Annotated in this window: 21 protein-coding genes; 10 read left to right on the plus strand and 11 right to left on the minus strand. The window is 72.8% G+C overall.

Going from position 1 to position 22,008, the window contains the following annotated elements; translation table 11 throughout:
• Positions 1-10 precede the first annotated feature (10 nt).
• Positions 11-1,276, minus strand: a complete 1,266-nt coding sequence (locus tag RM555_RS02815) for an FAS1-like dehydratase domain-containing protein (RefSeq protein WP_311410295.1) — start codon at positions 1,274-1,276, stop codon at positions 11-13.
• A gap of 148 nt (positions 1,277-1,424) precedes the next feature.
• On the opposite strand from RM555_RS02815, the gene RM555_RS02820 reads away from it, so the two are divergent.
• From RM555_RS02820 to RM555_RS02830, 3 genes are all read left to right on the plus strand, one after another.
• Positions 1,425-2,222, plus strand: coding sequence for a hypothetical protein (locus tag RM555_RS02820; protein ID WP_311410296.1), 798 nt, complete (start codon positions 1,425-1,427; stop codon positions 2,220-2,222).
• Positions 2,219-3,034, plus strand: coding sequence for an SDR family NAD(P)-dependent oxidoreductase (locus RM555_RS02825; protein WP_311410297.1), 816 nt, complete (start codon positions 2,219-2,221; stop codon positions 3,032-3,034). Before RM555_RS02820 ends, RM555_RS02825 begins: the two co-directional genes overlap by 4 nt.
• An 89-nt stretch (positions 3,035-3,123) precedes the next feature.
• Positions 3,124-3,816, plus strand: coding sequence for a DUF6348 family protein (locus RM555_RS02830; RefSeq protein WP_311410298.1), 693 nt, complete (start codon positions 3,124-3,126; stop codon positions 3,814-3,816).
• Positions 3,817-3,937: 121 nt separating this feature from the next.
• Here RM555_RS02830 and RM555_RS02835 read toward each other — a convergent pair whose 3' ends face one another.
• Genes RM555_RS02835 through RM555_RS02845 form a run of 3 tightly spaced genes read right to left on the minus strand, consistent with a single transcriptional unit; the run spans position 3,938 to position 6,579 of the window.
• Positions 3,938-4,495, minus strand: coding sequence for a nuclear transport factor 2 family protein (locus RM555_RS02835; RefSeq protein WP_311410299.1), 558 nt, complete (start codon positions 4,493-4,495; stop codon positions 3,938-3,940).
• Positions 4,488-5,309, minus strand: coding sequence for an SDR family NAD(P)-dependent oxidoreductase (locus RM555_RS02840; RefSeq protein ID WP_311410300.1), 822 nt, complete (start codon positions 5,307-5,309; stop codon positions 4,488-4,490). The genes RM555_RS02835 and RM555_RS02840 overlap by 8 nt, the downstream gene beginning before the upstream one ends.
• Positions 5,310-5,364: 55 nt before the next feature.
• Positions 5,365-6,579 carry an MFS transporter gene (locus tag RM555_RS02845; protein ID WP_311410441.1) on the minus strand — a complete coding sequence of 405 codons (1,215 nt, stop codon included), beginning with the start codon at positions 6,577-6,579 and terminating at the stop codon, positions 5,365-5,367.
• A gap of 112 nt (positions 6,580-6,691) precedes the next feature.
• On the opposite strand from RM555_RS02845, the gene RM555_RS02850 reads away from it, so the two are divergent.
• Genes RM555_RS02850 through RM555_RS02860 form a run of 3 tightly spaced genes read left to right on the plus strand, consistent with a single transcriptional unit; the run spans position 6,692 to position 9,918 of the window.
• On the plus strand, positions 6,692-7,576 hold the full coding sequence (locus tag RM555_RS02850; protein WP_311410301.1) for an SDR family oxidoreductase: 885 nt from the start codon (positions 6,692-6,694) through the stop codon (positions 7,574-7,576).
• Between the two features lie 37 nt (positions 7,577-7,613).
• Positions 7,614-8,762 carry an acyl-CoA dehydrogenase family protein gene (locus RM555_RS02855; protein WP_311410442.1) on the plus strand — a complete coding sequence of 383 codons (1,149 nt, stop codon included), beginning with the start codon at positions 7,614-7,616 and terminating at the stop codon, positions 8,760-8,762.
• A 10-nt stretch (positions 8,763-8,772) separates the two neighbouring features.
• Positions 8,773-9,918, plus strand: a complete 1,146-nt coding sequence (locus RM555_RS02860) for an acyl-CoA dehydrogenase family protein (protein WP_311410302.1) — start codon at positions 8,773-8,775, stop codon at positions 9,916-9,918.
• A gap of 78 nt (positions 9,919-9,996) precedes the next feature.
• Here the strand turns inward: RM555_RS02860 and RM555_RS02865 are convergent, their stop codons facing one another.
• Positions 9,997-10,803 carry an SDR family oxidoreductase gene (locus tag RM555_RS02865; RefSeq protein WP_311410303.1) on the minus strand — a complete coding sequence of 269 codons (807 nt, stop codon included), beginning with the start codon at positions 10,801-10,803 and terminating at the stop codon, positions 9,997-9,999.
• A complete protein-coding gene (locus tag RM555_RS02870) occupies positions 10,803-11,954 on the minus strand; it encodes an acetyl-CoA C-acetyltransferase (protein WP_311410304.1) in 1,152 nt (383 codons plus the stop codon). The genes RM555_RS02865 and RM555_RS02870 overlap by 1 nt, the downstream gene beginning before the upstream one ends.
• A gap of 182 nt (positions 11,955-12,136) precedes the next feature.
• Here RM555_RS02870 and RM555_RS02875 point away from each other — a divergent pair, with 182 nt between their 5' ends.
• Together RM555_RS02875 and RM555_RS02880 are read left to right on the plus strand one after the other, a co-directional pair.
• On the plus strand, positions 12,137-13,774 hold the full coding sequence (locus RM555_RS02875; protein WP_311410443.1) for a FadD3 family acyl-CoA ligase: 1,638 nt from the start codon (positions 12,137-12,139) through the stop codon (positions 13,772-13,774).
• 52 nt (positions 13,775-13,826) lie between these two features.
• On the plus strand, positions 13,827-15,047 hold the full coding sequence (locus tag RM555_RS02880; RefSeq protein ID WP_311410305.1) for an acetyl-CoA C-acetyltransferase: 1,221 nt from the start codon (positions 13,827-13,829) through the stop codon (positions 15,045-15,047).
• 622 nt (positions 15,048-15,669) lie between these two features.
• Here the strand turns inward: RM555_RS02880 and RM555_RS02885 are convergent.
• From RM555_RS02885 to RM555_RS02905, 5 genes are all read right to left on the minus strand, one after another.
• A complete protein-coding gene (locus RM555_RS02885) occupies positions 15,670-16,437 on the minus strand; it encodes a hypothetical protein (RefSeq protein ID WP_311410306.1) in 768 nt (255 codons plus the stop codon).
• Entirely contained in the window at positions 16,434-17,000 is a 567-nt protein-coding gene (locus RM555_RS02890) for an RNA polymerase sigma factor (RefSeq protein ID WP_311410307.1), read from the minus strand. Before RM555_RS02890 ends, RM555_RS02885 begins: the two co-directional genes overlap by 4 nt.
• Before the next feature lie 128 nt (positions 17,001-17,128).
• Positions 17,129-17,788 carry a Type 1 glutamine amidotransferase-like domain-containing protein gene (locus RM555_RS02895; RefSeq protein ID WP_311410444.1) on the minus strand — a complete coding sequence of 220 codons (660 nt, stop codon included), beginning with the start codon at positions 17,786-17,788 and terminating at the stop codon, positions 17,129-17,131.
• A 474-nt stretch (positions 17,789-18,262) separates the two neighbouring features.
• Entirely contained in the window at positions 18,263-19,339 is a 1,077-nt protein-coding gene (locus tag RM555_RS02900) for a phosphotransferase family protein (protein WP_311410308.1), read from the minus strand.
• 12 nt (positions 19,340-19,351) lie between these two features.
• A complete protein-coding gene (locus tag RM555_RS02905) occupies positions 19,352-19,939 on the minus strand; it encodes a TetR/AcrR family transcriptional regulator (RefSeq protein ID WP_311410309.1) in 588 nt (195 codons plus the stop codon).
• 197 nt (positions 19,940-20,136) lie between these two features.
• Here RM555_RS02905 and RM555_RS02910 point away from each other — a divergent pair, with 197 nt between their 5' ends.
• Together RM555_RS02910 and RM555_RS02915 are read left to right on the plus strand one after the other, a co-directional pair.
• Complete coding sequence (locus RM555_RS02910) at positions 20,137-21,093, plus strand: SDR family NAD(P)-dependent oxidoreductase (RefSeq protein WP_311410310.1); 957 nt, start codon at positions 20,137-20,139, stop codon at positions 21,091-21,093.
• A 46-nt stretch (positions 21,094-21,139) separates the two neighbouring features.
• Entirely contained in the window at positions 21,140-21,955 is an 816-nt protein-coding gene (locus RM555_RS02915; protein WP_311410311.1) for a sugar phosphate isomerase/epimerase family protein, read from the plus strand.
• Positions 21,956-22,008 lie beyond the last annotated feature (53 nt).

Here is a 22,008-nt window from a genome sequence, read left to right on the forward strand (position 1 = left end):
GGGGTTCCTCTCAGGGCAGGGCGAGGGTGGCGGAGGCGATGACGTGGTCGCCGAGGCTGTTGGTGCCGCGTACGTCGACGGTGACGTGCGTTCCCCCGGTGGCCCCGGGCGCCGGCTCCAGGCCCTTGACGACACCGTCGAGGGTGCAGGTGTCGCCGGGGTGGTTCTGCGCGGCGAGGCGGGTGCGGAAGTCGACGACGCGGGCCTCCGGTCCGGCCCAGTCGGTGAGGTAGCAGTTGACCAGCGCGCTCGAGCCGAGGATGTTCATGTAGACGTCGCGGGCGCCCCGCTCGAGGGCCGCGTCGCGGTCGAGGTGCACGTCGTTGAAGTCGAAGGTCGCGGTCGCCAGCGCCGCGATGGACAACTGGGTGACGGGGACCGGCCAGGGGGCGAGGCGTTGCCCGGGGCTCACCTCGGCCCCGGTGCGGGTGCTCGTGCGGCGTTCGGGCCGCGGGGCGGTGAGCACCGGCAGGAGCTGGCCGTCGCGGGTGCGCCGGTGGGCCACGACGATCGGCATGCCGTCGTGCACGAGGTCGGGGCGCAGGTCCACGACGTCTGCGCTGAGGCGGGTCCCGTCGGCGAGCTCGGCGGTGCCGACGAGGTAGGGGCGCTCGTCGAGGGGGGCGGCGGCATAGCCGGGTTGCAGGTGCGCGGTCAGGGTGCCGGTGGTGCCGGCGGGCGGCAGGTCGGTCGGGGCGGTACCGACCGGGCGTACCGGCCGGGCGAGGCGGTCCCCGGGCGTCGCCGGGACCTCGGCCCGGGTCGCCGGGTTCCAGCGGAGCATCCGCAGGACGACGCGTCCGACCGGCTCGCCGTCGAGGGTGCGGTAGTCGCTGACGAGGTCGACGAAGTGTCCCCGGCCGAGGCGGGTGGACTTCTCCGGGGAGACCGCGCCGATGGAGGGGAACTGCTCGAGGTGGTCGCCGGGGCGCAGCGGGCGTACGTAGGTGTGCTCCGTCTGCACGGCGGCCACCGAGGTGAAGCCGCGCTCGGCGAGGACCTCGTTGACCCGGTCGAGGCTCTCGGCGTGGCGGTGGCTGCGCCGGTTGCCCGGCAGGGTCCACATGTTCAGCGAGGTCGCCGGGGCCACGATTCCGCCCCAGGCGGAGCGGGCGGCCCACTGCGGGTCCTGGTAGGCGGGGTTCTCGTCGCCGACGGCGTCGCACCAGATGCGGATGGCCGCCTCGGTGACCGCGTCCTTGGCCCGGCGCGGCGGGTCGGTGAGGCCGATCAGGGCGTCGAGCCGGGCGCGGAAGTCCGCGTCGCTGGCGGTCATGGGACTCCTTCGCGGACACAAGGTCAACCAAGCGCTTGCTTGACCGTAGTGCCGGCGCGGCCCTAGGGTCAAGCGTCAGCGGCCGAGCGCGGCGGCTACACCGGTCCGATCGCGCTCCACCAGCGCCCCCACCGTGGAGAGGGCCGAGATGATCCCGAGCACCCCGGAGACCGCCACCCGCGCCTTCTTCTCGTTCCCGAAGGTGACCGACCCCGCCCGCCATCGCGACTACAACGCGTGGCACCAGCTCGACCACCGCCCCGAGAACCTCGCCCTGCCCGGCGTCGTCCACGGCGACCGCTGGGTGCGTACCCCCGCGTGCGAGCGGCTCGGCAGCTATCCCGACCCCGCCCTCGCCGGCAGCCAGTACCTGGCGATGTACTGGTTCGCCGAGCCGGCCGCGGACTCGATCGCCGAGTGGAAGGACCTCGGCGACCGGACGATCCACCAGGGCCGGCGTCCGGAGCTGGCCTGGACCGAACGGCCGATGACCCGGATGTTCCGCCCCGTCCGGGGCTACGTGGCGCCCCGGGCCCTCGTCACCCTCGCCGCGCTGCCGTTCCGGCCCCACCGCGGGGTGTACGTCGAGGTGAGCCGGGTCGAGACGTCCCCGCACCCCGACGTGGCCGACCTGTCCCGGTTCGAGCACGAGACCCAGGTGCCCGACCTGCTCGCGCGCGACGGCGTCGCGGGCGTGTGGACCTTCCGCAGCGCCCCGAGCCGCGGCAACCCCGACGGACCGGTCACGCGGATCCGTCTCACCTACCTCGAGGCCGACCCGGTGGGGTTCGCGCGGGCCCTGGCCGCCGACCCGCTGCCGGCCCCGCCCGCGGCGCTCGCCAGCACGGCCACCCCGCTGCTCACCGGGCCCCTGGCCACCATCACCCCCTGGGAGTGGAACTGGTTCGACGAGCCCGCCGCGACGGAAAACGGGGCGGGGGCATGAGCGGGGCCGCCGGCGTGACCGGGCTGCGCGAGCGCTACGGGCCCTGGGCCCTGGTCGTCGGCGGTTCCGAGGGGGTCGGCGCCGCCTTCGCCGAGCAGCTGGCCCGGGCCGGCCTCGGCATCGTGCTCGTCGCCCGCAAGCCCGAGGCCCTCGAGGAGGTCGCCGACCGGGTCCTGGCCCACGGGGCCCCGTGCCGCGTGCTCGCACTGGACCTGCTCGACGCGGACGCGACCGCCCGGATCGCCGAGGCCGTCGCCGACCTCGACCTCGGCCTGCTCGTCCTCAACGCCGGCGCGAACACCTACCGCAGCCGCTTCGTCGACGCGGACCTCGCCCGGGTCCAGGCCGTCATCGATCTCAACGTCACCCGCCCGCTCGAACTCTGCCGGGAGCTCGGTGCCCGGCTCGCCGCACGCGGCCGCGGCGGCATCCTCGTCGTCGGCTCCTCGGCCGGCTACCTCGGCCACGCCGACATCGGCGTCTACGCCGCGGCCAAGGCGTTCGCCCGGATCTTCACCGAGGGCCTGTGGCTCGAACTCGGGCAGGTCGGCGTCGACGTGCTGCACCTCGTGCTCGGGCTCACGGCCACCCCCGCCATGCAGCGGGCCGGCCTCGACCTCACCGGAGCGGCCCACCCGGCCGACGTGGCCGCGCAAGGGCTGGCAGCCCTGGGCGCCGGCCCGGTACACGTCGTGCGCCAGCAGGCCGAGGTCGCCGCGCGGCGCTCCGGCCCGGACCGGGCCGCCCTCGTCGCCGGCAACCACGGCGGGATGCGCGCGATGCTCGGCGGGTCGCGCCCCGACCCGAGCTGACGGCCCGGTCCGGCGGCTGGTGCCTTGACCGCTCGTTCACGGTCTTGCTCGGCCCACGGCACCGAGCACTACCGGTACGCTGAACCATCATGATCGAATATCGGCCGACTCCACAGCCCCTTCCTGCCGAGCGTGTGCTGGAGCTCGCCGCGCCGATGCTTGCCGAGGTGGGTGGCGAGTGGCGGCTGACCGATGGGCCCATGCTGCGGTCGGGATCGTTGGGCGTTCGGGTTCTTCCGGCGGACAGCGACGATTACCGTCACCTGGACCTGGAGATCCTGCTGAATGCGGACCGGCCTGATGTGCCAACGGTCGTCGACTGCACGCTTGGCCTCGCGGCCGATCCGGTCGAGGCGGCCCGTCAGGCGATCCAGGCGTGGATCGAGACCTGCCTGGTGACGGTCCTGGAGATGATCGAGCAGCGAGGGCGACTGGCGAACCACTTCAGGTCCGGCGACCAAGGCGGGTTCGCCGGCTGGCATGCGATCGTTGGCAGTGCGACCGGATGGTCCACCGACGGAACACAGGGCAAGCAGGAGTGGTTCGCCGAGGCGATGCCGTGGTCGACCCTGGCGCCGGTGATCGCGGCCGGGCTCGACCGCCCGTATCTCAACGGTGTTCGTATGCTGGTCGGCCAGGGTGGTGACTTCACCGACTGTGAGGTCCGGATCAACGGCCGGCGGCACGAACCGTCCGCTGCGGCGCTCGCCGCCCTGGACTGGCCACGCACCGACAATTTCGGCCTGGCCCGCACCTTCGTCCTCCTGGTCGGCCCCGACTAGTGCCCCGATAACGAACGTGTGAGGTGTTGGGGCCAGGCTGCTCTGATCCGCAGCGACGCCGCCCGGCCGGCAGGCCAGACGGCGTCGTCATCCAACACCGTGAACATTCGTGGTCACGGCATCAGGCACCCCGGCAGTCGGGCGGCCACGGGCGGCTGACCGGGTCGGACCCGTCGCGGGCTCCCCGCAGCGAGGCCTCGGGGATCGGCCACTGCCCGGCGAGGTCGTCGACCCGCTGCCACTCCGAGACGGTGAGACGTTCCCGCACCCGCCACTCACCCGCCCGCCGGGTGACGAGGTCGATATAGCGGAACCCGCTGACGATGTTGCCGTGCGGCGGCTCCGACGGGCTGCGCTGGAACGCGATGCCGTACGTCTCGGCCCGGGCCCGGTCCGGGTCGGCCGGGTCGAGCTCGACCAGGACGTTCGTCAGGTAGTGCATCGTCATGGTGCGCCGCGCCACGAGCGCGAAGACCACGTCCAGCGTCGTGTCCCGGTCGGCCACGGTTCCGCCGAGGGTGATCCGGGCGTCCGGGTGGAAGGCGCTCGCGGCGAGGTCCCGGTCCATCCGGTCGACCCCGCGCGCGTAGCGCAGCAGGGCCCGCTCGATGGCCCGCTCGGCGAGCAGCGCGTCCAGCCCGACCGAGCCGGACGGGATGGACCGGGGCTGCTCAGACACCGAAGCCCCCGTCGACGTCGAGCTTCTGCCCGGTGACGAAGTCGGCCCGGTCGCTGGCCAGGAAGCAGGCAGCCTCGGCGACGTCGAGGGCGTCACCGAACCGCCGCAGCGGGGTCGAGGACCGGGCGACGGCCAGGGCGCGTTCGTCGAGGTCCCCCGAGGCGATGAGCCGCTCGGCCATACCGTCGGTGAGCATGCCCGGCCCGACGCAGTTGAACCGGATGCCGAAGCGGCCCTCCTCGTTGGCGAAGGCCCGCACGAGCGCCTCGACAGCCGCCTTCGGTGCGGCGGAGAGGCCGTCGCGGGTGGGGTAGCGCGCCGTCGCCGCGGTCGTGATCGCCACGACGTTGCCGCGGCTCTCCCGCAGGGCCGGCAGGCAGGCCGAGACCAGCGTGAAGAAGGCGGTCGTGTCGTTGGCCACCTGCGCGGCGAACTGCCCGGGGCGCACCGTCGACAGGTGGCGCATGGGCACGTGCGGCCCGGCCGCGTGCACGACCGTGTGCAGCGGACCGTGGCTTCCGATGAGTTCGGTCACGAGCGCGGCGGTGGCCTCGGCGTCGGTGAGGTCGAGGTGGTGCGCCGAGTGCGTGCCGGACGTGACGGGCGGCAGCGCGTCGCGCACCTGCCGGGCCGCCTCGGCGTTGCCGCGGTAGGTGATCGCCACCGCCGACCCCCGGCGGGCCAGCTCGAGGGCGACGACCCGGCCGATCCCGCCGCTGCCGCCGGTGACGAGCGCGAACCCGGTGCGGTGGGCGAAGTCGGCGGGCACGGGCAGCGCCGCCGCGGGTGTGGTCGGAGAGGACTGGTCGGTCACGGCGAACTCCTTCGAGGGGCGGTGGGTCGGCAGGGAGCAGGAGGGGCCGGGGTGGTCACGTCGCGGGCAGGGGGGCGGTGCCCCCGCGCCGCAACCGCACGATCACCGTGATCGCCGTCGCGAGGCACGCGGCGGCGTACAGCAGGAAGGCGGTCGCGGAACCGAACCACGTGCTCAGCCCGCCGAGCAGGAGGGCACCGAACGGCATGCCGCCCCAGCCGAGGAAGTAGAGGCTCATCGCCCGGCCGCGCTGCGCGTCGTCGACGACCCGCTGGACGACGGTCTGCAGGATCACCATGGCGCCGATGCTGAACGAGCCGCACAGCAGCGCGGCCCCCGCGAGCACGGGGACTGTCGTCGCCGCCCCGAGCAGCGCGGTGCTCATGGCGAGCAGGCCGAGGGTGGCCGCGGCGTGCCACACGGTGGCGACGCGCCCGGAGAGCCGGGCCACGACGAGGACCCCGAGGAACGAGCCCAGCCCGGTCAGGGCCACGAGAATGGGGAAGACCGTGTCCGGATGGTCCGAGGTCGAGGTCGCCCGGATGGCGAGCTGGGTCGTGAAGGTGCACCCGAAGAAGGCGTTGACCCCCACGATGACCAGGCAGAGCGCGGCCGGGGGCCGCTCCCGGGCGTGCCGGATGCCGGCGCGGACCTGCACCGCCAGGCTCTCGCGGACGACGGGGGTGACCGGCGGGACGCGACGGGTGCGCACCGCGACTGCGGCGGCGACCGCGGCGAGGCTGAGCGTCGCGTACATCACGAACGTGCCCAGTGGTCCCCAGGCCACGAGGATCAGCCCGGCGACCGCGGGGCCGATCGAGCGGGCGAGGTTGAGCCCGGCGGCCTGGATCGGGACGGCGTTGCCGAGCGCCTCGGCCGGGACGGTGTTGGCCACGAGCGCCTGGGTCACCGGGGACAGGAAGCTGATCCCGGTGCCGGCGAGGAAGGCGAGCACGAGCAGCACGGGCAGGTCGACGACCCTGGCCGCGACCGTCGCCGCGCAGACCCCGGCCAGGGCGCTGGTTGCCAGGAGCACGCCGATCTGCAGCCGCCGCCGGTCGAAGGCGTCGGCCAGCACCCCGGCGGGGATGGAGAAGAGCGTGAACGGCACGAGCAGGCAGAAGAAGAGCGCGCCCATCGTCGCGGGGGTGCCGTCGACCTCGGTGAGCACCGACTGGAAGGCGATGTTGCAGCCCCAGTAGCCGGCCTGGGACAGCACCAGGGTCAGGAGTACGAAGCGGAAGTCTCGGAATCGCAGGGCCGAGAACATCGTCACGTGGTCCGCCGTCCTTCTGTCGTTTCGCGGACCCTACCAAGCGCTTGCTTGCATAGCTAGTGTCGGATGTGGTTTTCTGGCCGCACCACGAGTGAAGGGGCGTGTCGTGAGCGGCTTCTGCGTAGGACGAACGGTGATCGTGACCGGTGCGGGACAGGGGCTGGGCCGGGCGCACGCCCTCGAGTACGCCCGGCAGGGCGCCGACGTGGTCGTCAACGACGTCGGGAGCAGCCGGGAGGCGGCCCAGGCCGTCGTCGACGAGATCCGCGCAGCGGGCGGTCGCGCGGTCGTCAGCACCGGCGACGTCAGCGACTGGGCCTACGGCGAGCGCCTCGTGCGCGAGACCGTCGAGACCTTCGGCGGGCTGCACACCCTCGTCAACAACGCCGGCATCAACCGCGACCGGATGCTGGTCAACATGAGCGAGCAGGAGTGGGACGTCGTCCTTCGGGTCGACCTCAAGGGCCACTTCGTCCCGATGCGCCACGCCGCCGCGTACTGGCGGGACGAGGCCAAGGCCGGCCGACAGGTCGCCGCGCGCGTCGTCAACACGTCCTCCGGCGCGGGACTCATGGGCAGCGTCGGGCAGGGCAACTACGGCGCCGCCAAGGCCGGGATCGCCGCCCTGACCCGGATCGCGGCCGTCGAGTGGGCCCGCTACGGCATCGTCGTCAACGCGATCGCCCCCTCGGCCCGTACCCCGATGACCGAGGCCGTCTTCGCCGAGGCGATGGCGGCCCCCGAGACGGGCTTCGACGCGATGGACCCGGCCAACGTCTCCCCACTGGTGGTCTGGCTCGGGTCCGACGCCGCGCAGGCCGTCACCGGAGCCGTCTTCGAGGTCGCCGGCGGCGAGGTCTCGCTCGCCGACGGCTGGCGCCACGGGCCGACCGCCACCAGGGGCGAGCGGTGGAAGCCGGAGGAACTCACCGACGCGATCGCCGACCTCGTCGCCCGCTCCGCGCCGCCGACCCCCGTCTACGGCGCCTGACATGGGTACGGACGCGGCGCAGGCCACCGGTGCGCCGGTGAGCGACGAGCAGTTCCGGGCCGAGATCCGCGGCTGGCTCCACGAGGCCCTCACCGGGCCGTTCGCCGGGGCCGTCGGCACCGGCGGCGAGGGACGCGAGCACGAGGCGCACGAGCTGCGCCGCGAGTGGGAGCGCCACCTGGGCCGGGCCGGCTGGATCGGCCTCGGCTGGCCCAGCGAGTACGGCGGTCGCCCCGCGACCCTCGCCCAGCAGGTCATCTACCACGAGGAGTACGCCCGCGCGGCCGCCCCCGGCCGGCTCGGGCACATGTCCGAGCAACTGCTCGGCCCGACGCTGCTCGCATTCGGCACGCCGGAGCAGAAGGCGCGGTTCCTGCCCGGCATCACCAGCGGCGAGGACATCTGGTGCCAGGGCTACTCCGAGCCCGACGCCGGCTCGGACCTCGCCGGGGTGCGTACCCGCGCCGAGCGCCGGGGCGACAGCTACGTCATCACCGGGCAGAAGGTGTGGACCTCCCTCGCGCACCTGGCCGACTGGTGCTTCGTGCTGTGCCGCACCGACCCCGGCTCGACCCGTCACAAGGGCCTGTCCTACCTGCTCGTGCCGATGCACCAGCCCGGCGTCACGGTGCGCCCGATCACCCAGCTGACCGGCACGAGCGAGTTCAACGAGGTCTTCTTCGACGGGGCCGTCGCCGCCGTCGAGCACCGCGTCGGCGCCGAGGGCGAGGGCTGGAAGGTCGCCATGGGCACCCTGGGCTTCGAGCGCGGCGTGTCCACCCTCGGCCAGCAGATCGGCTTCCGTCGGCGCCTCGACGCCGTCATCGCCCGGGCCCACGAGAACGGCGCCTGGCAGGAGCCGGCGCTGCGTGACCGCCTCGTCGATGCCTACATCGGGCTGGAGGTGATGCGGCACACGGCGGTGCGGCTGCTCGCGTCCGCCGGTGCGGGGCTGTCCGGCCTGGAGGCGTCGATCTCCAAGCTGCAGTGGGCCACGTGGAACCGCTCGCTCGGCGAGTTGGCGGTCGACGTCGAGGGGGCCGGGGCGCTGCTCACCGGGCCCGGGTACGAGCTGGACGACGCCCAGACCCACTTCCTCTTCAGCCGCGCCAACACGATCTACGGCGGCTCCAACGAGATCCAGCGCAACATCATCGCCGAGCGCCTGCTCGGTCTGCCCCGGTGAGGTGAGGACGATGACCGAAGCGAGCGCCGGTCCCCAGCGTGTGGCCGAGGCGTTGTCGCCCGAGGCGGCCGAGGAGGTGGCCCAGGTCCGCGCCTCCGTCGTCGAGGTGCTCGACGAGCGGGCCGGCCTGCGCCGTACCCACGAGCTCATGGTCGAGGCGCCGGGCCACGACCCGCGACTGCACGAGCTGCTCACGGCCGAGCTGGGCCTGCTCGGCCTCGTCGTGCCGGAGCATCTCGGCGGGCTCGGCCTCGACGTGTCCGCCGCGACCGCCGTCATCGAGGAGCTCGGGGCCCGGCTCGTGCCCGGCGCGCTCGCGACGAGCCTCACCGCTGTCCTCGCCGCCCGCGCCCTCGGCCCGAGCGCCGAGCCCCTGCTGGCGCGCGTCGTGGCCGAGCAGCTGACCCTCGCCAGTGCCCTCGCCGAGGACGGCGCGGGCTGGGATGTCGAACGGACCGCCACCCGGGCCACCGGCACCGGGGACGAGTGGGCGCTGACCGGGACCAAGACCCTCGTCGCCGGAGTCGAGGCCGCCCGGGTCGTCCTCGTCACCGCCCGGAACGCCGGCGGTGACCTCGGCGTCTACGCCGTGGACCCGACCGGCGCCGGGGTGGACGTGCATACGCGCATGACCCTCGACCAGACCCGGCGGCTGAGCACGGTGCGCCTCCGCGAGGCCGCCGCCAGCCGGGTCGACGCCCCCGGCGGCGAGGGGGCCCGGGTGCTGCTCGACCACGTGCGCGCCATGCTCGCGCTGGAGTCGGCCGCCGCCGCCCGCGCCTGCCTCGACCGCACCGTCGAGTACCTCAAGGTCCGCAAGCAGTTCGGCCGCCCGATCGGGTCGTTCCAGGCCCTCAAGCACCGCTGCGCCGACCTCGCCGTCGCGGTCGCCGGGGCGCGGGCCACGGCCGACCACCTCGTCACGACGCTGCGTACCGGGGCCGCCACCCGCTCGCACGACGCGGCACTGGCCAAGCTCGTGTGCACCGACACGCTGATGACCGTCGCGGCCGAGGCGATCCAGCTGCACGGCGGCATCGGGTTCACCTTCGAGCACGACGCGCACCTGTTCTTCAAGCGCGGCAAGTCGGCCCAGCTGCTGGCCGGTTCCCCGGCGACGGTCCGCGCCGAGGTGGCGGCGCTCGCCGGTCTCTGAGCCGGCCGCCGACAGCACATGACAGCGGGGTCCGCGCCGGTCGATGCGGACCCCGCTGTCGTACGTGCGCCGCTGGGCTCAGCCGAGCGGACCGGTGCCGGGCGGCTGGGCGGCCAGATGGCGCGACGGGATCTCACCGCCACCGGCGACGACGATCTCGGTGCCGGTGACGTAGCCGGCCAGCGGCGAGGCGAGCAGCAGGCAGGCCGCGGCGACGTCGGACGGGGTGGCCATCCGCCGCATGGGGATCGTCCGGGCCACGCGGTCCTGTCCCGCCTCGTCGCCGTAGTAGAGGTGCGACAGCTCGGTCCGCACGAGACCCACCGTCACCTGGTTGACCCGTACGGCTGGCGCGAAGTCGATTCCGAGGCACCGGGTCAGCATCGTCAGGCCCGCCTTGGCAGCGGCGTACGCGGCCGTGTCCGGGGCCGGGTTGGCCCCGGCGACCGAGCCGATGTTGATGATCGTCCCGCTGCCCTGCCGCTGCATGACCTCGTTGGCCTGCTGGGCGACGTAGAACGGCGCGAGCAGGTTGAGCGTGACGATCGCCGAGACGAAGCGGGGGGAGACCGTCGCGGTGTCGGCGTTCGGCGCGCCGCCGGCGTTGTTGACCAGGATGTCGAGCCGGCCGAACCGGTCCACCGCCGCGCCGACGAGGGCCCTGGCCTGCTCCGGGTCGCGCACGTCCGCCTGGACGAAGACGGGCGTGTGTCCGTCGACCTCGGGCAGTTGCTCGGGCTCGCTGCGGCCGCACACGAGCACCCGCGCCCCGGCCCTGAGGAAGGTGCGGGTGATCTCGGCGCCGATGCCCCGGGTGCCGCCGGTGACGATGGCGACCTGGCCGGTCAGGTCGACGCCCTCGGGCGTCGTGGGGGAGTGGGCCATCAGAGCCTCTCGATGATCGTCACGTTGGCCTGGCCGCCGCCCTCACACATCGTCTGCAGGCCGTAGCGTCCGCCGGTGCGCTCGAGCTCGTGCAGGAGGGTGGTCATGAGCCGGGCGCCGGTGGCGCCGAGGGGGTGGCCCAGGGCGATCGCGCCGCCGTTGACGTTGACCCGCTCCGGGTCGGCCCCCGTCTCCCTGATCCAGGCGAGCACGACCGAGGCGAACGCCTCGTTGACCTCGAACAGGTCGATGTCCTGGATCGACAGCCCGGTACGCCCGAGCGCGTGGGCGGTGGCCGGGATCGGGGCGGTGAGCATCCACACCGGGTCGTCGGCGCGTACCGACAGGTGGTGGATCCGGGCGCGCGGGGTGACCCCGTGCGCGGCCACGGCCCGCTCGCTCATCACAAGCAGGGCGGCGGCGCCGTCGCAGATCTGGCTCGCCGCGGCGGCGGTGACCCGGCCGCCCGGGGTGAGCGGATTGAGGCCGGCCATCTTCTCCAGGCTCGTGTCGGCGCGCGGGCAGGTGTCGGTGCCGACGTCGCCGACGGCGCGGATCTCGCGGGTGAAGCGGCCCTCGGCGATGGCCCGCAGGGCCCGCTCGTGGCTGCGCAGGGCGAAGCGCTCCATGTCCTCCCGGCTGATGTCCCACTTCTCGGCGATCATCTCGGCGGAGCGGAACTGCGAGATCTCCTCGTCGCCGTAGCGCTCGCGCCAGCCGGTGGAGCCGGAGAAGGGGTCGGCGAAGCCGTACTGCTGGCCGGTGAGCATCGCGGCCGAGATGGGGATGGCGCTCATGTTCTGCACGCCCCCGGCGACGACGACGTCGTTGACCCCGGCCATGACGGCCTGGGCCGCGAAGTGCACCGCCTGCTGGCTCGAGCCGCACTGCCGGTCCACGGTGACCCCGGGCACGTGCTGCGGGAGGCCGCCGGCGAGCCAGGCCGTGCGGGCGATGTCGCCGGCCTGCGAGCCGATGGTGTCGACGCAGCCGAACACGACGTCCTCGACGGCGTCGGGGTCGATCCCCGAGGAACTCATGAGGCTGGTGAGCGCGGCGGCGCCCAGGTCAGCGGAGTGGATGCCCGCGAGCGCGCCGCCGCGTCGCGTGACGGGGGTGCGGACGGCGTCCACGATGTATGCCTCTGCCACCGGGTTCCCTTCCTGCGGATGCCTCGCCGGTCGGTGCCGGACGTCGGATCGGTTGAGTCTGCGTGGCTCGCTGACGGGGTGGCCGGCGTCGCCGCAGCTAGTCTAGCAAGCGCTTGGTTGGTAGTCTGTGCTCCGCGCCAGACAAGTGACCGGCTCCGCGTGAGGAGATGTGCGTGAGTGACGTGTTGACCACGATCCCCGCCCTGCTGCGGCAGGCCGCGCAGGACGCCGCCGAGATCGAGGCCCTGGTCGACGGTGACGTACGGATGACCTTCGCCGAGCTCGACGCGGCCGTCACCCGGTTCGCCCGGGCCGCGGTCGCGCACGGTCTCGAACCGGGGGACCGCGTCGTCGTCTGGGCCCCGAACAGCGCCGACTGGGTCGTCAGCGCCCTCGGCGTGCTGGCCGCCGGGGGCGTGCTCTGCCCCGTCAACACCCGCTTCCGGGGGGAGGAGGCGCGGTACGCCATCGCCAAGGTCCGGGCCACGATGGTCATCCTCGACGACACCTTCCTGCGCGCCAACTACCTGGCCGCGCTGCGCGGCGACGGGCCGCCACCGGCCGTCGGGCGGCCCGTGCCGCTGCTGCCCTCGGTGCGTACCGTCGTCGACCTGTCCGCCGCCGCCGACCGCGAGCAGGCCGGTGCCGGCGTGTGGTCCCTGGCCGGCTTCACCGCGCTGGCCGACCAGGTCGACCCCGCCGTCGTCGACGGACGGATCGCCGCCCTCGACCCCGAGGGCCTGGCCGACATCCTGTTCACCTCGGGGACCACCGGCTACCCCAAGGGCGCGATGGTCTCGCACGCCTCGAACCTGCGCGTCGACCTGCAGTGGGCCCGGCTCGTCGGGCTGCGGCGCGGCGACCGCTACCTCATGGTCAACCCGTTCTTCCACAGCTTCGGCTACCGGGCCGGCATCCTGGCCTGCCTGATCATGCGCGCCACGATCATCCCGGTCGCCGTGTTCGACGTCGGGACCGTGCTGCGCCTCGTCGAGCGGGAACGCGTCACCGTCTTCCCCGGCGCGCCCACCGTCTACACCTCCCTGCTCGAGCACCCCGACTTCGGCGCCTACGACGTCAGCTCGGTACGCCTGGCCGTCACCGGCGCCACGATCGTCCCGGTGCCGCTGCTGCGCCGGATGCGCGAGGAACTCGGCTTCCGCGACGTCATCACCGCCTACGGCCTGACCGAGACGTGCGGCACCGCGACCGTGTGTCCGCCCGACGCCGACATCGAGCGGATCTCGACCAGTTGCGGACGGGCGATCCCGGGCACCGAGCTGCGGATCGCCGGTCTCGACGGGCAGGCGCTGCCGGCCGGTGAGTCCGGCGAGGTCCTCGTGCGTGGCTACAACGTGATGCTGGGCTACTTCGAGGACCCGGTCGCCACCGCGCAGGCCATCGACGAGGACGGCTGGCTGCACACCGGTGACGTCGGCTGGGTCGACGAGGACGGCTACCTGCGCATCACCGACCGGATCAAGGACGTCTACGTGGTCGGGGGCTTCAACGTCTACCCCGCCGAGGTCGAGCGCGTGCTGGGCGAGCACCCCGTGGTCTCCGACGTCGCCGTCGTCGGGGTCCCCGACGCGCGGATGGGCGAGGTCGGCCGCGCCTTCGTGCAGACCGTTCCCGACTGGAGTGGGGACGAATCGGTGCTCGTCGACGAACTCGAGGCGTGGTGCCGGGAGCGGCTGGCGAACTTCAAGCGCCCCCGCAGCTTCAGCGTCGTTCCGGCCCTGCCACGAACCCCCAGCGGAAAGATCCAGAAGTTCAAGCTCACCGCGGCTCGCGGGCCCGACACCCCCGACCAGACCTGACACCGACGGCACCGCCGTCACGGGCACACCGGGCCGAAAATCGGAGGACACCATGCAGGACGTAGTCATCGTCGCCGCGGCGCGCTCGCCGATCGGTCGGGCCTTCAAGGGGTCGTTGGCCTCGATGCGGGCCGACGACCTGGCCACCCAGATGGTCCGGGCGGCCCTGGCCCAGGTGCCGTCGCTCGACCCGACCCGGATCGACGACCTCATGCTCGGCTGCGCGCAGCCGGCCGGCGAACAGGGCTGGGGCCTCGGGCGCGTCGTCGCCGTCGAGCTCGGGCTCGACCGGGTCCCCGGGACGACGGTGCAGCGCTACTGCGCCTCCAGCCTGCAGACGACCCGGATGGCGCTGCACGCCATCCGCGCCGGTGAGGCGGACGTGCTCGTCTCCGCCGGGGTCGAGGTCGTCTCGCACTTCGCCGCCGGTAAGTCCGACGGCATGCCGGACACGAAGAACCCGATCTTCGCCGCGGCGGGGGAGCGCACCGCCGCCCGCGCCCAGGGTGGCGCCGGCCCGTGGACCGACCCGCGCGCCGCGGGTGAGCTGCCCGACGTCTACGTCGCGATGGGCGAGACCGCCGAGAACGTCGCGAGCCACCGCGGGGTGAGCCGCGCCGAGCAGGACGAGTGGGCCGCCACGAGCCAGCAGCGGGCCCAGGCCGCGATCGAGTCGGGCTTCTTCGCCACCGACATCACGCCCGTGACCCTCGCCGACGGCACCGTCGTGGCCACCGACGACGGCCCCCGCGCCGGGGTGACCGTCGAGTCGCTCTCCGGCCTCAAGCCGGTCTTCCGGCCCGACGGTACGGTGACCGCGGGCAACTGCTGCCCGCTCAACGACGGGGCGGCCGCCCTCGTCGTCATGTCCGGCCGCAGGGCCGCCGAACTCGGCATCACGCCGTTGGCCCGGATCCTGTCCACGGGCGTCTCGGCGATCTCGCCGGAGATCATGGGTCTCGGCCCGGTCGAGGCCTCGAAGCGGGCCCTCGCGCTGGCCGGGCTCTCGATGGCCGACATCGACCTCGTCGAACTCAACGAGGCGTTCGCCGCGCAGGTCGTCCCCTCGATCTGGGACCTCAAGGCCGCTCCCGAGCGGGTCAACGTCCACGGCGGCGCGATCGCCCTGGGCCACCCGTTCGGCCAGACCGGAGCCCGGATGGCGACGACGCTCATCAACGGGCTGCGGGCCCGCGACGGCCAGCTCGGTCTCGAGACGATGTGCACGGCCGGCGGCCAGGGCATGGCGATGGTCGTAGAACGGCTCTCCTAGGGCCCCGCGCCCACCGGGCACAGGGGCCCTGACCAGCGCCCGGTCAGTCGTTTGACCGGCAGGCCATTCCCGGTCCGGTCGATGTCAACCCGGACCGGCGCGAGCCCACTCTCTGACCGCCTGCTGCCGGCCTTGCCCCAGATTCGGGGAGGACCGCCTCGCCGGCAGTTGCCCGCCGAGCAGAATCCGGCTGCCGGTTCAGGCGGCAGGATGCCCAGGTCGTCGGTCCGCTGCGGGTGACGGGACCAGCGTCCGTGGGGCCGGAACGACGGTGTCGAGCTGCCCCACGCATGCGATCAACCGGCGCCAAACCCCTGCCCCGTCCGTGGGGGCAGCTCGACAGCGCGCCTGACCCGGTGCCGGCGTACGGGTTCCGGTGCAGGTCGGGTACCAGAAGTGCAGAGGTGGGGCGCGAAGCACTCGGGACGCTACGAGGGCGGCCGACCCGACGACCCACGTCCGCTACTCACGATGAGTAGATCGGTGGACGTGAGCTGGCACCCGCTGTTGGGTGACGCGCTGGCGGCACACGTTCATTGCCGCGACGGCCATGAATACTGCGGGACCGATCCGGACGCGATGGCGTTACCGGGAAGTCGGGGTCGGTGTACGCCGTTGAAGATCAACCGCCGGTCCCGGGGTGCACCCGCTTTCTCAGGTTGGGTGGCGACCGTTCCGCCACCACCTTTCCGGCGGCGTCGTACCCGACCAAGACCGGCGGGTCGACGCTCTCGTTGGCGAGGTACCAGAAGAAGAACACGTCTTCCGCGCGTACGGCTGACCGCACGGACCCGTCGGGCAGTCGCAGTTCCGCCCGTACCGCATCCCCGGCGGCAGCCCACATCGTGTGTATTCCCCCGCCGTCCTCGGATCCGCCCATGGTGCTGAGCGGCTCCGTGCCCCGGTCCGTCGCGCCCGTGCACTGTCCCCCGGCAAGTTTGAAGCTTGTCGGGGCCGGCCGGTCGAGGTCACCGGGCGGCTCGAACAGGGGGGCTATGCAGGTGGTGCCGTCCTGGCCCTTGGCGGACCAGACGGACAGTACGGTGCCGTCCGGGCCCGGTGCCTGGGCCACTCGTCGTGCTGTCTGGACGTCCACCGCGCCCCCGGTTTCGGTCGCCCAGAACGACAACGGCTTAGTGAATGACTCGGGCAGCAGTCCTCCGGCGACGGCGATGCCCGCACCCGAAGCGACAAGGCCGGCAGTCAACAGGGCGGTAAACACGACCCGCCGTCTGTGCGACCGTGGAGGGGCCTCCGGGAGGTCGCCGGCGATGTTGACCAACAGGTGTGCGAGCGCTGCTTCCCGAGTCGAGGCAGGCCAGCGGTCATCGACTGCGGTAACCGGCCTGAGCTTCTCGACACTGATCATCATGTCGCGATCCTTGGTCATGCGGTGCCTCCTGCAGATGGCAGTGGACGTTGGGCAGCGTCGACGTGAGGCGGTGCGTCCGGCTCGCCGCTGGCGCGTAGTCGCCGCCGCGCCCTGAACACACGTACATGGAAGGCCGGTAGTGAGCAGCCCGCCACCCGCGCCGCCTGCTCCGGGGTCAAGCCGTCCCAAGCGATCAGCAGCAGCGCCTCCCGCTCCTTCGGGGTCAGCGTCGCCAGTTGGGTCAGCACGGTAGCGCGCTCCGTGGCGAGAACATCGGCGGCAGCCGCCGGTTCCGCGACCTGCCGGAACCGTTCCAACTCGACGGCCACTCGTGCCTGCCGATGTCCCGATCGGCGCAGGTTGGAGATGGTGTTGCGGGCGACCACGAGCAGCCAGGGCAAGGGGTCGTCCGGAACGCTGGCGAGCTTCCGCCAGGCCACCAGGAACGTCTCCGACACCACATCCTGTGCGGAATCGGAGTCAAGGTGTCGCAACGCGTACGCCATCACCCGAGGTCCGTGTTCAGTCCACAGCTCCACGAACCGTTGTTCATGCCGCTCGGCTGCGTGCTCTTCTCTCACACCACGTAGTGTCCGGCCACACTTCGGAACTTACGGCGACAAGCTGCGAGAGAGCGGGCAGGTGCAGTTCACCCCGGGACGGTGGTCATGCGGCCTTCGCGCCTCGGCGAGCCCAGCGCCGTTCGCGGCTACGAGGGGAACAGCCTCCAGTGCCCCTCGGAAACGACCTCGACGGTGCCGCCGGTCACTCTGATGGCCGTCTGGTCGTCGATTGCGTACGCCGGACCGCCGATCTCGGCCGCCCATCTCTCGGCACCAGCCATGGTGTTGTCCGGCTCGAGACCCAGGTGCGGGAAGATCGAGAAGTCGACGACCCCCAGTGTGCGGTCGTCGGGCGCTGACTGCCACTCGACGAAGTCCGCACCGATCCGGGGGGTCAGCACCATGCTCCCCGCACTCAACCCCACCCAGACGGTGTCCCGCAGCGACGGCAGGAGATCCGCCAGCCCGGACTGCCGCATCCAGTGGCACAGGTACGTCGCATCGCCGCCGGCCACGAGCATGACGTCAGCCGCCCGGACCCAGGGGACCCACCGCTCCTCGCCGATGCTGGGCAGCGCTGTCAGCTCGAGGACGCCCAGTGACTTCCAGCCCAGGTCGCACATGGGTAACGGCGTCTGCCCGGTGATGAAGCGCCAGGCCGAGGCTGGCCCGCCCATGGGGTTGCCGTACACCGCCGTAGGGATGCAGAGGGCACTGGAGTCGGCGATCGGCTTGCCCAGCAGGTCGACCAGCGCGTCGCGGATGCTCGGGTTCGTGACGCCCGCGGACGTGAGAAGAAGCTTCACGCTTGCCTCCTGTGCGTAGCGGTCATGACGCTCTCCCCGAGAGTCGGAGATCGGGTGCATGGGAGTGCAGACTGGACACCATAACGAAACTCATCGCCGTTGCGACCCCTCAAGCCCTTCGCACGCACATCGGCGGTTCCGGACACCACCGGGGCTTGGCAAATGTCACTGTGGGTAGTCGATGATCTTTGTGTGCTGGCGGCGACTCGGCGGTCAGCCTGCTGCGTGACTTGCGGATGTCGATGGCCGTTGGTACTCGGTGGGCGTACGCGGCTCGGCGCTGCAGCCCGTACGCCGACACCCGGCACCGCACAACCTCGGCACGGGCAACGACCCGCATCCTCGTCGACTCTCGCTGGCGGCCGGCAGGTGCGCGGTCGTCGACCCTCGGCAGGGGCCCCGGTGCGGACACGACCGGGTTCCTGTGCCGGGTCGGAGGGTGTCGGGGTGCGTGGGTCCACGGCCGGGCCAGGATCAGTGCCGGCGCAGCGCTGCCGCGAGGGTCGCGGCCCGGCCGGCGACGGCGGCCGACTGCGCGGCGAACGAGGCCGCGGTGCGGTCGCCACCGCTCATCGCGCCCTGCACGACCCTGGTGTGCACGCCCTCGACGATGCACGCGGTCTTCCACCAGTTGTAGGCGACGAAGTAGTCGATCCGGGCCGGGTCGGTGCCGGTGGCGAGGCAGTACCGGGCGAGCAGCTCGTTCCGGGTCGAGAAGCCGGGCAGGACCGTGGCCGGATCGTGCAGCGCACGGGCCGCGTCGTCGGCCTGCGCCCAGTAGACGAGCAGCTGGCCGACGTCGGCCAAGGGGTCTCCGACCGTGGTCAGCTCCCAGTCGAGCACGCCCTGCACCCGCCACCGGGAGTCGAGCATGCAGTTGTCGAGGCGGAAGTCCCCGTGCACGATCCCCGAGCGGGACTGCTCGGGAGCCGCGGCCACGAGATGCTCGTGCGCGGTCTGCAGATCGGGCAGGTCGCGGATCCTGGTCCGGTGCCAGTTGTCGTGCCAGCGCCCGAGTTGGCGGGTGATGTAGTCACGGCGACGGGCCAGACCCCCGAGCCCGATGAGCTCCGGCCCGAGCCCGTGCAGGGCCACGAGGGCGTCGACGAGCGTGGGGCCGATGAGCGCGCGGTCGGCCTCGGTGGTGAGCCGCTCGACGTCGGCGGGGCTGCGCAGGATCGTGCCGTCGAGGTGCTCGAGCACGACGAGCGGGGCGCCCGCCACCTCGCCCGTCTCCTCGACGGCGAGCACTCGCGGCGCCGGGAGGTGGCCGTGCAGCCCGCGCAGGATCCGCGCCTCGCGCAGCACGTCGTGCGCGGTGGCCGGGTGGTCCCCGAGCGGTGGACGTCGCAGCACGACGACGTGGTCGGCCGCGTCGGTGGTCCGGTAGGTGAGGTTGGAGCGTCCCCCGGCGATGAGTTCGTGTCGCAGGTTCCCCCGCAGCTCGGGCACGGCGCGGCCGAGCCAGGCGTCGACCCCCGCCGGGAGCCCGGCGTGTCGGGTGGTGCCGCTCGGGGCCGGACCGGTCCGGGCATGACCTGCTGCCGTCATGGGGGCGCCTCCTCAGTCGCGGGCGAGGATCCCGTCGAGGTACACCGAGACGAGGTCGTCGGCGAAGGTCGCCCTGGTGTACGACGGGGTCGGCTTGAACCAGCGGACCGAAAGCCACAGCGAGTCACGCAGCATGCGGTGCAGCACGCGTACCGGGATGTCGTTGCGGAAGTCGCCCGTGGCGATGCCGGCCTCGAGCACCTCGATCCAGGCCCGCTGGATCGACGTGGCCGACTCGCGGATGTGCTCGTAGCCCTCGATCGTGGGCAGGTAGTTGCTCGAGTTCTGGTAGATCTCGGTCGCGTGCGGGTGTGCCTCGATGTTGGCCAGCGAGCTCGTCACCAGCTCGCGTAGCTGGGTCGCCGGGCCCTCCCCGGACGCCAGCACCTTGGCGTAGCGGTCGGTCAGGTCGGTGAGGTAGTCCGAGATGATCGCGTCGACCATCTCGTCCTTCGACTTGAAGTGGTGGTAGAGGCTGCCCGAGAGGATGCCGACCGAGTCGGCGATCTCGCGGACGGTCGTGGCGCCGATTCCCTTGGCGGCGAACAGGTGCGCAGCGTTGTCGAGGATGACCGAGCGGCGGTCCTGGGTCGTCGACATCTGGGATGCTCCCGGTTCCTCGAACGTAGTTGGTCAAGCGCTTGTTTATACCACTCGGCACCGCCTGCGCCGGTGCAGGTGAGGACCTTCCTTGACTTGGGCGCCGCCGCCACCTACGGTTCGGCCAATCAAGCGCTCGTTCGGTCGCGCGAGGGTGTGGCGCTCCGGACCCCGATCGCCGAAAAGGGGCTGCCCGCATGCCCGATCCGAGGACCGGTCCGACCCCGACCGTCCCGCCCGGCAGCGGGCCCGGTCGTTCACCCGCCGCCAGCCCGGACGAGGGGGCCGGCCTGCTCGCCGGCCGCGTCGTCATCGTCACCGGCGCCGCCAACGGGCTGGGGGCGGCGTACGCGCGCGGCATCGCCGCGGCCGGGGCCCACGTGGTCGCCGTCGACGTCGACGAGCAGGGACTCGAGCGGCTCGGCGGGCAACTCGCCGCAGCTGGTGGCCGTGGCTCGGCTCGGGTCGCCGACGTCGCGGACTGGGCGACCGCGCACGACGTCGTGCGTGACTGCCTCGCCGAGCACGGCCAGCTCGACGGCATCGTCAACAACGCCGGCGTCTTCGCCATGGCGCACGCCGGCACGGAGTCCGAGGCCACGGTGCGCCGGCTGCTCGAGGTCAACGTGCTCGGCACCATCGCCTGGGGTGACGCCGCGATCGCGGCGATGCGCACCCAGGGCCACGGAGTCCTGGTCAACGTCACCTCGGGCGAGCAGATGGGCCGCGCCGAGACGGCCGTGTACGGGGCGACGAAGGCCGCGATCGCCACGCTCACCTACGCGTGGGCGGCCGAGCTCGCCGAGGCCGGGATCCGCGTCAACGCCATCTCCCCGAACGCGCAGACCCGGATGGCCGAGGTGCTCGCGCAGTTCCGGGGTGCCCCGAGCGGGCAGAACGCGGGGATCGCCCCCGAGGCCAACGTGCCGCTGCTGATCTACCTGCTCTCGGACCTCAGCGCCGAGCTCACCGGCCAGGTGCTGCGCGCCAACGGTCCCGAGCTCATGCTGACGACCCACCCGGCGCTCGTCGACCCCGTGCTGCGGCACGCGGCGTGGACCCCGGAGCGGATCGCCGAGGCCGTCACGGCGCGGCTGCGGCCGCACCTGGCGCCCCTCGGGGTGCGCCGGGTGCGCGTCGAATACCTCGACTGACCCGACGTCCGACACCCGGACGATCCGCCAACCCGACAGGGGCCCGATGTCCGCCACGATCAACCCGCTCTGCGTCAGCGGCATGGCCGCGATGTCCTGGGACCTGCCCGGGGAGATCGCGATGTACCGGCGTACCGGCACCGACCTCGTCGGCCTGCAGTGCGGCAAGGTCGCCGCCTTCGGCGTGCCGGCCCTCGGTGACCTGCTCGCCGAGCACGATGTGCGGCTCGGCTACCTCGTGCACGGCTTCACCGCCCATCCGGACGACGAGTCGGGCTGGGCGCAGCAGGTCGCGGCGCTGCGGGCCGGCGTCGTCGACGCCCGTACGCTCGGCGCCGACCTCGTCTATCTCACGTCGGGCCCCTCGGCGCACCTGACGTGGGAGGAGGCGGCCGACCGGTTCGCCGAGCGGATCGCCCCGGTCGTGGCCACCGCCCGCGAGCACGGGGTGCGCCTCGGCGTGGAGAACACCCTGCCGGTCAGGTGCGACCTCAGCTTCACGCACACCGCGCGGGACGCCCTCGCCCTGGCCGACCTCTGCGGCATCGGCATCTGCCTCGACCTCTACTGCTGCTGGCAGGAGCGGGGCTTGACCGACCTGGTCCGCGAGCGGGTCACGCGGATCGAGATCGTGCAGGTGTCCGACTTCCGGGTCGGCACCTCGACCTTCCCGAACCGGTGGGTGCCCGGGGACGCCGACCTGCCGATCGCCGGCCTGCTGGGCAGCGTGCTGCGGGCCGGCTACAGCGGCATCGTCGACGTCGAGCTGCTCGGCCCGGCCATCGAGGCCGAGGGGGCCGAGTCGGCGGTGACCCGCTCGATCGCGTGGCTGCGCGAGCAGATCGCGGCGGCGCGCCCCTGAGTGGTCAGGGCACGTCGGCCGCGAGCGGATCGGCGGTGGCGCGAGCGGATCGG

It is taken from the genome of Micromonospora reichwaldensis (genome assembly GCF_031845925.1).
Taxonomy (GTDB): domain Bacteria; phylum Actinomycetota; class Actinomycetes; order Mycobacteriales; family Micromonosporaceae; genus Micromonospora; species Micromonospora reichwaldensis.

Excerpts from the sequence above, each read along its gene's own strand:
- RM555_RS02900 (WP_311410308.1), bottom strand. The coding sequence starts at position 19,339 with ATGACGGCAGCAGGTCATGCCCGGACCGGTCCGGCCCCGAGCGGCACC.
- RM555_RS02825 (WP_311410297.1), top strand. The coding sequence starts at position 2,219 with ATGAGCGGGGCCGCCGGCGTGACCGGGCTGCGCGAGCGCTACGGGCCC.
- RM555_RS02845 (WP_311410441.1), bottom strand. The coding sequence starts at position 6,579 with ATGTTCTCGGCCCTGCGATTCCGAGACTTCCGCTTCGTACTCCTGACC.
- RM555_RS02880 (WP_311410305.1), top strand. The coding sequence starts at position 13,827 with ATGCAGGACGTAGTCATCGTCGCCGCGGCGCGCTCGCCGATCGGTCGG.
- RM555_RS02860 (WP_311410302.1), top strand. The coding sequence starts at position 8,773 with ATGACCGAAGCGAGCGCCGGTCCCCAGCGTGTGGCCGAGGCGTTGTCG.
- RM555_RS02905 (WP_311410309.1), bottom strand. The coding sequence starts at position 19,939 with ATGTCGACGACCCAGGACCGCCGCTCGGTCATCCTCGACAACGCTGCG.
- RM555_RS02815 (WP_311410295.1), bottom strand. The coding sequence starts at position 1,276 with ATGACCGCCAGCGACGCGGACTTCCGCGCCCGGCTCGACGCCCTGATC.
- RM555_RS02885 (WP_311410306.1), bottom strand. The coding sequence starts at position 16,437 with ATGACCAAGGATCGCGACATGATGATCAGTGTCGAGAAGCTCAGGCCG.
- RM555_RS02915 (WP_311410311.1), top strand. The coding sequence starts at position 21,140 with ATGTCCGCCACGATCAACCCGCTCTGCGTCAGCGGCATGGCCGCGATG.
- RM555_RS02820 (WP_311410296.1), top strand. The coding sequence starts at position 1,425 with ATGATCCCGAGCACCCCGGAGACCGCCACCCGCGCCTTCTTCTCGTTC.
- RM555_RS02865 (WP_311410303.1), bottom strand. The coding sequence starts at position 10,803 with ATGGCCCACTCCCCCACGACGCCCGAGGGCGTCGACCTGACCGGCCAG.
- RM555_RS02910 (WP_311410310.1), top strand. The coding sequence starts at position 20,137 with ATGCCCGATCCGAGGACCGGTCCGACCCCGACCGTCCCGCCCGGCAGC.
- RM555_RS02830 (WP_311410298.1), top strand. The coding sequence starts at position 3,124 with ATGATCGAATATCGGCCGACTCCACAGCCCCTTCCTGCCGAGCGTGTG.